The sequence below is a fragment of the Rhodococcus sp. O3 genome (assembly GCF_048897285.1).
In the GTDB taxonomy this organism is placed as follows: domain Bacteria; phylum Actinomycetota; class Actinomycetes; order Mycobacteriales; family Mycobacteriaceae; genus Rhodococcus.
In genome coordinates this window covers 1-11,242 of record NZ_JBMBTE010000144.1, presented here as the reverse complement: position 1 = coordinate 11,242, position 11,242 = coordinate 1, and the positions used below count along the sequence as shown (strand labels likewise).

Here is an 11,242-nt window from a genome sequence, read left to right as displayed (position 1 = left end):
AGATCCAGATCCAGATCCCGGGCGCCCCGCCGGTGGTCATCCCACTGCCGTTCTGATCGGTAGCGGCTACCGGGGGCGCAGCACGATCTCCGTCGGATGGGCATCGGCCGGGGTGCGGATCGCATTCCCGACCGCCTGCGCGACGGTTGCCGGGCGCAGGTACCGATCGGCCCGGTACTCGTTGCCCTCCTCGGCGACGAGCGCACGCTGCATGTCGGTGTCGATGCGGCCCGGGTGCACCGACGTCACGCGCAGGCCCGGTTCCTCCTGGCGCAGAACGTCGCCGAATGCCCGCAGCGCGAACTTGCTCGCCGCGTACGCTCCCCATCCCGCTCGCGCATTCAGGCCGGAACCCGAATTGATCAGCACCACATGACCGTTCGCGGCGCGCAGGGCAGGCAGCAAGGCACGGGTCAGGGCCACGACGGCAAAGACGTTGGCGTCGAACATCTCCCGCCACTGCGCGACATCGGATTCGGCGACGGTGCCGAGGCTCGCGATCCCCGCGTTGTGCACGAGGACGTCGAGCCGATCGATGCCGGAGCAGGCTGCGGCGACTGCCTCGTGGTCGAGCAGATCCACCGGCCACGGCGTGGCACCGGGAAGTTCCGCGACGATCGCGCCGAGGGACTCCTCGGTGCGACCACCCAGCAGCAGGTCGTGGTCGGGAGCGAGTTCGCGGGCGATCGCGGCACCGAGGCCGCGGCTTCCACCGGTGATCAGGGCTGTGGGACGCATACGGTCGAGCGTAGGTCAGGGCGCCCGCCCCGGTTCCGTGCCGCCTCTCCCCAACCGGGCGGACCGAATCGCGGTTCCCGCCACCCGGGCCGCGGCGGGGCGGCCACAATGGGGATATGGACCCGGTGAGCGCACTGCGCGAAGTCGCGTTCTGGCTCGAACGCGAGCACGCCAAGACCTACCGTGTACAGGCCTATCGTCACGCGGCGGACGTGGTCGAAGCACTCGACGAGACACAACGGGAGCACCGCCGCCGCACCGACACGTGGTCCGAGCTACCCGGCATCGGCCCGAAAACCGCCGCCGTGATCCGGGAATCCTACGACGGAATCCCCGGCTACCTGCAGGAACTCCGCGATGCGGCGGAGCCGATCGGGCGCGGGGCCGACGACCTGTGCACCACCCTGCGCGGCGACCTGCACACCCACTCCGACTGGTCCGACGGCGGCAGCCCCATCGAGGAGATGGCGCGCGCCGCGGAGGCCATGCTCGGGCACGAGTACCTCGCCGTCACCGATCATTCGCCGAGACTGACCGTTGCCAACGGGCTGAGCCCGGAGCGGCTGCGCACCCAGCTCGGGGTGATCGCCGAACTCAATGCGTCGGGCAACGGAGTCAGGATCCTGACCGGCATCGAGGTCGACATCCTCGAGGACGGGTCGCTCGACCAGGACGACGACCTGCTCGCCGAACTCGACATCGTCGTGGCGAGCGTGCATTCGAAACTGCGGGCCGAGAAGTCCGCGATGACCCGGCGGATGGTGCGGGCGGTGACCAATCCCCACGTCGACGTGCTCGGACATTGCACCGGGCGGCTCGTCACGGGTGGTCGCGGGCAGCGGCCGGAATCGACCTTCGACGCCGAGAAGGTGTTCTCCGCGTGCCGCGACCACGGCACGGCGGTCGAGATCAACTGCCGGCCGGAACGGCGCGACCCGCCGAGCCGGATGATCGACCTGGCACTGCGGCTCGGGTGCCGCTTCGCGATCGACACCGATGCGCACGCCCCCGGCCAGCTGGACTGGCTCGGGTACGGATGCGAACGCGCCGCGGAACGGGGTGTCGAGCCGGAGGACGTCATCAACACCTGGCCCGTCGAGGAACTGCTGGCCTGGACCGGCGGATAGGAGCGGACGTGGAACATGTCGATGTCCTGATCGTCGGGGCCGGCCTGTCCGGCATCGGTGCCGGATATCGCCTGCAGACGCAGTGCCCGGACCTGACCTACACGATCCTCGAGGGTCGCCACGCGATCGGCGGAACGTGGGATCTGTTCCGCTACCCGGGCATTCGATCCGACAGCGACATGTACACCTTCGGATATCCCTTCCGGCCGTGGCACGGCGACCGGTCCTTCGCCGACGGCCCCTCGATCCTCGAGTACGTGCGGGCGACCGCCTCGGAGTCCGGGGTGGATCGCCGAATCCGGTTCGGGCACAAGGTGACGAGTGCCACCTGGGATTCCGGCACCGCGACGTGGACGGTGCGGGCGATCGCCGAGGGCCTCCCCGTCGAACTGACGTGCTCGTTCCTGTACATGTGCAGCGGCTACTACAGCTACGAATCGGGGTACCTGCCGGACATTCCCGGCCTGAACACCTTCGACGGCCCCGTGGTGCATCCGCAGTTCTGGCCGGAGGACCTGGACTGGTCCGGCAAACGCGTGGTGGTGATCGGCAGCGGTGCCACGGCGGTCACCCTGGTGCCCGCGATGTCCGAGGACGCCGAGCACATCACGATGCTGCAGCGGTCGCCGTCGTACATGATCTCGCTTCCCACTCGCGACCGGTTCGCCGACCGGATCCGGACATGGTTGCCGGGCAACGTCGCCCACCGTGTCGTGCGCATGAAGAACGTCACGAGAATGCTGGCGTTCTACCAGTTCTGCCGACGGATGCCGAATCTGGCCGGCAAGGTGATTCGCGCCCGTGCCGCCCGCCGCCTGCACGGAAGCACGCCGGTCGATCCACATTTCGCACCCACCTACGATCCGTGGGATCAGCGCATGTGCCTGGTTCCCGACTCGGACCTGTTCCGGGCGCTGCGATCCGGTCGCGCCGACATCGTCACCGGCCGGATCGAGCGGGTCACCGACCGTGGGGTCCGACTCGAGTCCGGCGAGGAACTCGAGGCCGACGTGCTGATCACCGCGACCGGTCTGCGGATCGTCCCGGCCGGCGGTGTCACGCTCGTCGTCGACGGCGAACGTGTCGATCCGAGCGAGAGGTACGTGTACCGCGGGACGATGCTCAGCGGCGTGCCGAACTTCGCGTTGTGCCTCGGCTACACGAACGCGTCGTGGACGCTGCGTGCCGATCTCACGTCCCTGTACGTGTGCCGGCTGCTGAACCATATGCGGCGCAAGGGATATCGAATCGCGATGCCGGACTATCGCGGTGACGGACGGACCCGCCCGCTGCTCGATCTCTCCTCCGGATACGTGCAGCGCGCCGCGGGGATCCTGCCGCGGCAGGGCACCCGCAACCCGTGGCGGATGCGCCAGAACTATCTGCTGGACCTGCCGACGATGCGATTCGGCCGGATCGACGAATCGATGGCGTTCAGCCGGTGACGAGGCCCGTCTCTGCCGGTGCCGATTCGCGAGGAAGCGAAATCTCGCTGTCGCACAGCACCTTCGCTCCGGACGCGAACCGCTGCACCTCGTCGTCGCGACGGATCTGCGCCGGGACCCCGCCGCCGAGCAGATCCCGGGCGAGGCTCGCGGAGTCACCGAGCGGCGAATCGCTGCCGGCGATGACGACGTTGCCGTAGCGGCGGCCCTTGAGCATCGCCGGGTCGGCGATGATCGCGGTGTGCGCGAACACGCTGCCGATCGTCGCGGCCTCGCGCTTGGCGGTCGTGAGGTCGCGAGTGTCCCCGCAGTTCACCACGTAGATCCCGCCGGGTGCCAGCACACGACGGGCGTGCCGGGTGAACTCGACGGTCGTCAGCGCCGCGGGTGTGCGGTTGATCGCGAACACGTCCCGCACGATCAGGTCACGGGTGCCGTCGGTGAGCGAACTCAGCACCGCACGCGCCTCCCCGACCCGGATGCGCAGCAGCGGAGCCCGCGGCAGATCGAACCACTCGCGCACCAGCTCGGCGAGCCGGCCGTCGATCTCGACGACCACCTGACGGGAGTTCGGGAAGCACGCGTGGACGTACCGGGCCATCGTGCACGCACCGCCACCGAGGTGCAGCACCCGCAGCCGGTCCGCCCGGGTCCAGTGCGCATCCATCAGGTGCGCGATCCACCGCATGTACTCGAACTCGAGCAGCGTCGGATCGGACAGGTCGATGTGGGAACTGGGCACCCCGTTGATCTCGAGCAGCCACCCGTCCGGCCGGTACCGGTCCTTGACGAGCTCGCACGTGCCGGTGTCGATGTCGCGGATTCCGGGCGACAGAACGGCATCGGCGGCAGGACGGGGACGGGAGCTCACCGCCCCATTGTCCTCCCCGGTGCTGCCGGCACGGCACGAGGGGGCGGCCGACCGGGCACTCGGCGTGCGCTTTTCCTCGGAAGTCGCACAATGAAACGATGCCGGATCGCGGATTCACCCATACGCAGCTCGCCGCGCGAGCTGCCTACCTGTTGCGCGGCAACGATCTGGGCACGATGACCAGTGCGGCGCCGAAGCTCTATCCGCACATGTGGAGCTGGGACGCGGCGTTCGTCGCCGTAGGGCTGGCGCCGTTGAGCGTGGAACGTGCCGTCGTCGAACTCGACACGCTGTTGTCGGCGCAGTGGAGCAACGGGATGATCCCGCACATCGTCTTCGCCAACGGCGTCGACGGGTACTTCCCCGGTCCGTCCCGGTGGGCGGTGAGCGAGCTCGCCGCGCACGCCCCGGACGGGGTGCAGACGTCGGGGATCACGCAGCCGCCCGTGCACGCGATCGCGGTGCAGCGGATCCTCGATCACGGTCGCCGGCACGGCCGCAGTACACGCGCGGTCGCCGAGGAGTTCCTGGACCGACGGTGGGCGGACCTGGTGCGCTGGCATCGCTGGCTCGCCCGTGCCCGCGACCTGGAGGGGAACGGCCGCATCGCGCTGTATCACGGGTGGGAGTCCGGGATGGACAACTCACCGCGTTGGGACGCCGCGTACGCGAACGTCGTGCCCGGTTCGATCCCGGCCTACCTGCGCGAGGATCTGGTGCACGTCGGCGACGCCGGGCAGCGTCCCACCGACGCCGAGTACAACCGCTATCTGTGGCTGCTCGAGGAGATGAAAGGCGTCCGGTACAACGACGACGAACTCACCACCGCCATGAGCTTCGCGGTCGAGGACGTGTTCGTCAGCGCAGTCTTCTCGCTGTCGTGCGAGGTGCTCGCCGTCATCGGTGAGGAGCATTCGCGGCCGCACGCGGATGTGCGCGACCTCTACGGCTGGGCCGAACGTTTCCGGCGGGGCGTCATCGCGACGACGGACGAACGTACCGGCGCGGCACGAGATTTCGATCTTCGGTCCGGGAAGTGGATCGCCACCGAGACTCTCGCCATGTTCGCGCCGTTGCTGTGCGGCGGCCTGCCGAGGGCGACCGAACTTGCGCTGCTGCGGACCTTCGAGGGCCCGAAATTCTGCGGACATCCGGACCTGCGGTACGCGGTGCCGCCGTCGACCTCGCCGGTGTCGAAGGATTTCCGGTCCCGTGAGTACTGGCGCGGACCGGTGTGGCCGGTGATGACCTGGTTGTACTCGTGGGCGTTCGCGCGCCGCGGCTGGGCCGAGCGCGCGAACATGCTGCGCGCCGAAGGGCTTCGGCAGGCCGCCGACGGTTCGTTCGCCGAGTATTACGAGCCGTTCACCGGCGAACCGCTGGGCAGCATGCAGCAGTCGTGGACGGCGGCGGCCGTGCTGGACTGGCTGGGATAGGCGTCCCGCGGGCCTCGTACGCGGGGCTTTTGTGCTCCGGGGACAACACGTCGCCGGAACTCGAGCCTGCGGGACCCTGGCTGGCACGTGACGTGCGTCACTACCGTTGCGGTCATCCCCCGAAGGAAGGACCGACCGCCGTGACGACCGACAACACTGTGACGACCGACAGCGTCGTTACCACCGGCAGTGCCGTGACGCTTGCGCCCGCGACGATCGAGTACCTGGTGTGGCATCGCGAGTCCGACCGGCCGTGCGTGCGCGACGATTCCCTCCAGCTCACCTACTCCGAATTCGCCCGCCGGGTGGACGGTTTCGCGTCCCAGCTGCAGGAGCACGGGATCGGAGCCGGGAACGTCGTGGCGGTGATGCTGCCCAACCGCGCCGAACTGCTTGTCGCGCTGATGGCCGCGTGGCGGCTGCGCGCGATCGCGACACCCGTCAACCCCGCGTTCACGGCCGCCGAGGCCGACTACCAGATCGACGACGCCGGAGCGGCACTCGTGCTGGGCACCGGTCCCGGGGCACCGTCGGCCGGGCGGCCGCTGATCCACGTCGACGACATGGTCACCGTACCGCCGGCCGGGTGGACCGTCGGTGACGATCCCGCCGCCGACGAGACCGCCCTGCTGATCTACACGTCCGGTTCGACGGGCCGCCCCAAGGGCGTGCAGCTCACGCACGCGAACCTGCAGTTCATGGCGGCGTCGTTCCGGACGCATCTGCGGCTGACCGAATCCGACCACTGCCTGCTGATCCTGCCGCTGTTCCACGTCAATGCGATCGCCGTCAGCTTCCTCACACCGATCCTGTCCGGGGCACAACTGAGCATCACCGGACGGTTCTCCCCGGCCCGGTTCTTCGAGGACGTCGCGACGCTGCGGCCGACGTACTTCTCGGCCGTGCCCACGATCTACGCCCTGCTCGTGTCGCAGCCCGCGCAGACGTCGCTGGACACGTCCTCGCTCCGGTTCGGGATCTGCGGTGCCGCACCGATTTCGAAGGAACTCCTCGATCGGGTCGAGCAACGCTTCGGGCTGGTCGTGGTCGAGGGCTACGGGCTCACCGAGGGAACCTGCGCATCCGCGTGCAACCCGATCGACGGTCCCCGTAAGCTCGGCACCGTGGGGCCGGCGATGCCCGGTCAACGCATCGGCATCGTCGACGAGAACGGAAACACGCTGCCGCCCGGGCAGATCGGCGAGGTTGTCATCGAAGGACCGAACGTCATGGCCGGCTACCTCGGCCGACCCGACGAGACCGCCCGCACCGTCGTCGACGGACGGCTGCACACCGGCGACGTCGGCCGCCTCGACGAGGACGGCTACCTCACCCTCGTCGACCGCATCAAGGACATGATCATCCGCGGGGGAGAAAACCTGTACCCCAAGGAGATCGAGAACGCGCTCGCCGAACATCCGGCGGTGCTCGAATGCGCCGTGATCGGCGCACCCCACGACGTGTACGGCGAGGTGCCGGTCGCGTACGTGGTGACCTACCCGGATCGGGAGACCACCAAGGAGGAACTGCTCTCCCACGTCGCCGACCGGTTGACGCGGGTGAAGGTACCCGAAGCGATAGTCCTGGTCGACGCTCTGCCGCGTAACCCGGTCGGCAAGATCGACAAGCCCGGTCTGCGGCGCCGCCACTCGGTGCCCGCCGACGCCTGACCCCTTCCCCCCGACATCACGTCCACTCGACTCGCCGGCCGCGGGCCGGTGAGTCGATACACCCTACCCAGGAGGCGAATTCCCATGGGATTCAAGACCGGCAACTTCCCCGAGGTGGACCCCTCGACCTTTCGTGCCCTTCCGTTCCGGGACCGTCTGCGCGCCATGTCGACCCACTGGGTCGACCACGGGTTCGGAACCCCGAAGATGGTGCACACCGTCTACATCCTCAAACTGGCGATCCTCTACGTCGGCGCGGGCACCGCACTGGCGACCTTCACTTCGGGGTTGTCGTGGTTCGACGTCGCCTCGTGGTGGAACCAGCCGATCGTCTACCAGAAGCTGATCCTGTGGACGGTGCTGCTCGAGGCGCTCGGTCTCGCCGGTTCGTGGGGCCCCCTTGCCGGCCACTTCAAGCCGATGACCGGCGGCTTCCGGTTCTGGCTCAGGCCCGAGACACTCCGGCTCCCACCGTGGCCGGACAAGGTGCCCGGCACCGCCGGTGACCGCCGCACCGTCGGCGACGTCGTGCTCTACGCCATTCTGCTGGCGAACCTCGTTGCCGCCGTGGTTCTTCCGGGCGTTCACACCGGCTCGCTGGACGCACTCGTCGCCGACAACGTCGGTCTGGTCCGGCCCGCCGTCGTGGCCCCGCTCATCGCGCTGCTCGTCGTGATCGGCCTGCGGGACAAGGTCGTCTTCATCGCTGCCCGCAGCGAGCAGTACCTGCCGGCCATGGTGTTCTTCACGTTCCTGCCGTTCGTCGACATGATCGTCGCGCTCAAGCTGCTCATCGTCACCGTGTGGGTCGGGGCCGGAGTCTCGAAGTTCGGACGGCACTTCGCACTGGTCGTGCCGCCGATGGTCAGCAACACGCCGTGGATGCTGTCGAAGCGCATCAAGCGCATGCACTACCGCAGCTTCCCGAACGACCTGCGCCCGTCGCACCTGGGCAGCGGAGTCGCCCACATCCTCGGCACGCTCGTCGAGATCGTCACCCCCGTGATCCTGCTGTTCTCCACCAACCGCACGGTGACACTGCTAGCGGTGCTGCTGATGGTGGCGTTCCACCTGTTCATCGCCTCCACCTTCCCGCTCGCGGTGCCGCTGGAGTGGAACCTGCTCTTCGCGTACGCCACCGTGTTCCTGTTCTGGGGCTTCCCCGCCTGGGAGGGCTACGGCGTCGGCGACATGTCGTCGTGGTGGCTGGCGGCCGGTATCACCGCCGCGCTGTGCTTCTTCCCCGTCCTCGGCAACCTGCGGCCCGACCTGGTGTCGTTCCTGCCGTCGATGCGGCAGTACGCCGGCAACTGGGCGTCCGCTACCTGGGCGTTCGCGCCGGGTGCCGAGGAGAAGCTCGACCGGCACATCGTTCGGGGCGCGAAGAACACCCGCACCCAGCTGCTCGAGACGTACCCGCCGGAGGTAGCGGACGTCGTGATGCACCAGCTGCTCGGCTGGCGGTCGATGCACAGCCAGGGCCGCGCGTTGTTCTCCCTGATGATGCGGCACCTCGGTGACGACATCGATACCTATGACCTGCGTGAGGCCGAGTTCTCGTGCAACTCGATCGTCGCCTTCAATTTCGGTGACGGGCACCTGCACAACGAGCACCTGATCGCCGCGATCCAGCGCCGCTGCAACTTCGCGCCCGGCGAGTTCATCGTCGCCTGGATCGAATCGCAGCCCATCCACCGCGGCGTGCAGGAATACAAGGTGATCGACGCGGCCGTCGGCGTGATCGAGCGCGGCAGCTACAAGGTCGCCGACGCGGTCGCCGAACAGCCCTGGCTGCCCAACGGCCCGATCCCGTTCGACGTGCAGTGGACAATGGACCGCAGGGGCGCACATCGCGACGCGGACGATCGGGAGGTCCTGGCGTGAGCACAGCGGTCGTGGTCGGCAGCGGGCCCAACGGGCTCGCCGCCGCCGTCCACCTCGCCCGTAGCGGTGTGGACGTCCAGGTTCTCGAAGCGGCCGACGAGATCGGTGGCGGCACCCGCTCCGGCGAGTCGACCGTCCCCGGCCTGGTCCACGACCACTGCTCGGCCTTCCACCCGATGGGCGCCGGCTCCCCCTACCTGCAGACCCTCGGCCTCGAGCGGTACGGGCTGCGCTGGCGGTGGCCCGAGGTCGACTGCGCACATCCCCTCGACAGCGGTGAGGCCGCGCTGCTGTACCGGTCGCTCGACGCCACCGCCGCCGGACTCGGAACAGCCGACGGCGTGCGGTGGAACCGGATGTTCGCCGATCTGGCCGACGGCTTCGACGCGCTGGCCGGGGACCTGATGCGCCCGGTCCTGAACGTGCCGAGGCATCCGCTCAGGTTGGCAGCGTTCGGTCCCCGGGCGCTGCTGCCGGCCACGGTGACGGCACGCTGGTTCCGCACCCCGAAGGCCCGGGCGCTGTTCGGTGGGGTGGCCGCGCACGCCTACCACCGGCTGGATCGGCCCGCGACCTCCGCAGTCGGGTTGATGATCGTCGCCGCGGGACACCGCTACGGATGGCCGGTCGCGGAGGGTGGATCGGCCGCGATCACCCGAGCACTCGCCGCGCAGCTGGCCGAGTACGGCGGCAAGATCCACACCGGTGTACGGGTGCGGCGCCCCGCGGACATCCCGGCTGCCGACGTCGTACTCCTCGACGTCGCTCCGGGTGCGGCTCTCGAGATCTTCGGCGATGCAGTGCCTTCGCGGATCGCGAAGTCGTACAAGAAGTTCCGGCACGCTCCCGGAGCATTCAAGGTCGATTTCGCGATCGACGGACCGATCCCGTGGACCGACCCGGAGTGCGGTCGCGCCGGGACCGTGCACCTCGGCGGGGAGTTCGACGAAGTCGCCGGTGTCGAAAGGGATGTCGCGTCCGGGCGGATGCCGGAGCGGCCGTTCGTGCTGCTGGGGCAACAGTACGTCGCCGATCCCACCCGCTCCCGCGACGGCGTGAACCCGGTGTACGCCTACGCGCACGTGCCCGCCGGATACACCGGGGACGCGACCGAGGCCGTCGTCGCGCAGATCGAGCGGTTCGCACCCGGATTCCGCGACCGCATCGTCGCGACGAGGGTGGCCACCCCGGCCGATCTGGAGCGGGACAACCCGAACCAGGTGGGCGGAGACATCATCGGTGGTGCAAACGCCGGTGTGCAGGTGGTGTTCCGCCCGCGGATCGCCCTGGATCCGTACGACATCGGTGTCCCGGGGGTGTACCTGTGCTCGGCGTCCACTCCGCCCGGCGCGGGCGCACACGGCATGTGCGGCTACAACGCCGCCGAATCCGCGCTGCGCCGACTACGGAGTGGCCGTGGCTGATCCGGCGGCCACGAGCGGCGCATGGGGAGCAACGTCGACCCACGACGAGGTCCGTCGCGTCGTCGGTGAGATCGCGCAGCGGTTCGACGACCGCCAACAGGAGATCACCCGCGCGATGACGACGATGATGGCCCGCGAGGTCGATCAGCTCGACGAGGACCCGCTGCTCGTCGAACTGCTCGAGGCGAGCGTGCACGGCAACGTTGCGACGCTGATCCACGTGCTCGCCAACGATATTCCCACCGAGCACCTCCAGCCCGCCACGGCGGCGGTGGAATACGCGCTGCGGCTGGCGCAGCGTGACGTGTCGTCGCACTCGCTGGTGCGGGCCTATCACCTCGGTCAGAACGATTTCATGCGGATGTGCGTCGACGAGGTCCGGTCCATGGACCTGCCACCGAACCTGGCGTTCGACGTGATCGAGCATGTCTCGTCGGTCGTCTCCCGGTACATCGACCGGATCACCCTGGACGTGTTCGACTCCTATGAGAAGGAACGCCAACGGTGGTCGGCGGTGCGCGGGAACGTGCACTCGGCGCTGATCCACGGTCTCGTCGAGGGAACCGAAATCGACAGTGCCGCATTCGAAGCCGAAACCCGCTACCGGCTCGACCGATGCCACGTCGCGATGATCGTGTGGACCACGG

8 protein-coding genes and 1 pseudogene are annotated in these 11,242 nt (G+C 68.8%); 7 read left to right on the top strand and 2 right to left on the bottom strand.

The window, feature by feature from the left end; genetic code table 11:
* Nucleotides 1–66: 66 nt before the first annotated feature.
* Nucleotides 67–738, bottom strand: coding sequence for an SDR family oxidoreductase (locus ACN675_RS25060; protein ID WP_420753405.1), 672 nt, complete (start codon nucleotides 736–738; stop codon nucleotides 67–69).
* A 116-nt stretch (nucleotides 739–854) separates the two neighbouring features.
* Between ACN675_RS25060 and ACN675_RS25055 the strand changes: the two genes are divergently transcribed.
* Entirely contained in the window at nucleotides 855–1,865 is a 1,011-nt protein-coding gene (locus tag ACN675_RS25055; RefSeq protein WP_420753404.1) for a PHP domain-containing protein, read from the top strand.
* 8 nt (nucleotides 1,866–1,873) lie between these two features.
* A complete protein-coding gene (locus ACN675_RS25050) occupies nucleotides 1,874–3,310 on the top strand; it encodes a flavin-containing monooxygenase (protein WP_420753403.1) in 1,437 nt (478 codons plus the stop codon).
* Here the strand turns inward: ACN675_RS25050 and ACN675_RS25045 are convergent.
* Complete coding sequence (locus ACN675_RS25045) at nucleotides 3,300–4,181, bottom strand: spermidine synthase (RefSeq protein ID WP_420753402.1); 882 nt, start codon at nucleotides 4,179–4,181, stop codon at nucleotides 3,300–3,302. The genes ACN675_RS25050 and ACN675_RS25045 overlap by 11 nt on opposite strands.
* A 98-nt stretch (nucleotides 4,182–4,279) precedes the next feature.
* Between ACN675_RS25045 and ggh the strand changes: the two genes are divergently transcribed.
* The 5 genes and pseudogenes from ggh to ACN675_RS25020 all read left to right on the top strand — a co-directional run.
* On the top strand, nucleotides 4,280–5,617 hold the full coding sequence (gene ggh / locus ACN675_RS25040) for a glucosylglycerate hydrolase (RefSeq protein WP_420753401.1): 1,338 nt from the start codon (nucleotides 4,280–4,282) through the stop codon (nucleotides 5,615–5,617).
* 194 nt (nucleotides 5,618–5,811) lie between these two features.
* Nucleotides 5,812–7,287 (top strand): class I adenylate-forming enzyme family protein, encoded by a 1,476-nt coding sequence (locus ACN675_RS25035; RefSeq protein WP_420753406.1) that lies wholly within the window; start codon nucleotides 5,812–5,814, stop codon nucleotides 7,285–7,287.
* A gap of 84 nt (nucleotides 7,288–7,371) precedes the next feature.
* On the top strand, nucleotides 7,372–9,171 hold the full coding sequence (locus tag ACN675_RS25030) for a DUF3556 domain-containing protein (protein ID WP_420753400.1): 1,800 nt from the start codon (nucleotides 7,372–7,374) through the stop codon (nucleotides 9,169–9,171).
* Entirely contained in the window at nucleotides 9,168–10,595 is a 1,428-nt protein-coding gene (locus ACN675_RS25025; RefSeq protein WP_420753399.1) for a phytoene desaturase family protein, read from the top strand. The genes ACN675_RS25030 and ACN675_RS25025 overlap by 4 nt, the downstream gene beginning before the upstream one ends.
* A pseudogene (locus ACN675_RS25020) lies at nucleotides 10,588–11,242 on the top strand (PucR family transcriptional regulator); the annotation flags it as partial. The gene ACN675_RS25025 and the pseudogene ACN675_RS25020, both read left to right, overlap by 8 nt.

Coding starts and splice junctions, on each gene's coding strand:
- ACN675_RS25060 (WP_420753405.1), bottom strand. CDS start 738: ATGCGTCCCACAGCCCTGATCACCGGTGGAAGCCGCGGCCTCGGTGCC.
- ACN675_RS25055 (WP_420753404.1), top strand. CDS start 855: ATGGACCCGGTGAGCGCACTGCGCGAAGTCGCGTTCTGGCTCGAACGC.
- ggh (WP_420753401.1), top strand. CDS start 4,280: ATGCCGGATCGCGGATTCACCCATACGCAGCTCGCCGCGCGAGCTGCC.
- ACN675_RS25030 (WP_420753400.1), top strand. CDS start 7,372: ATGGGATTCAAGACCGGCAACTTCCCCGAGGTGGACCCCTCGACCTTT.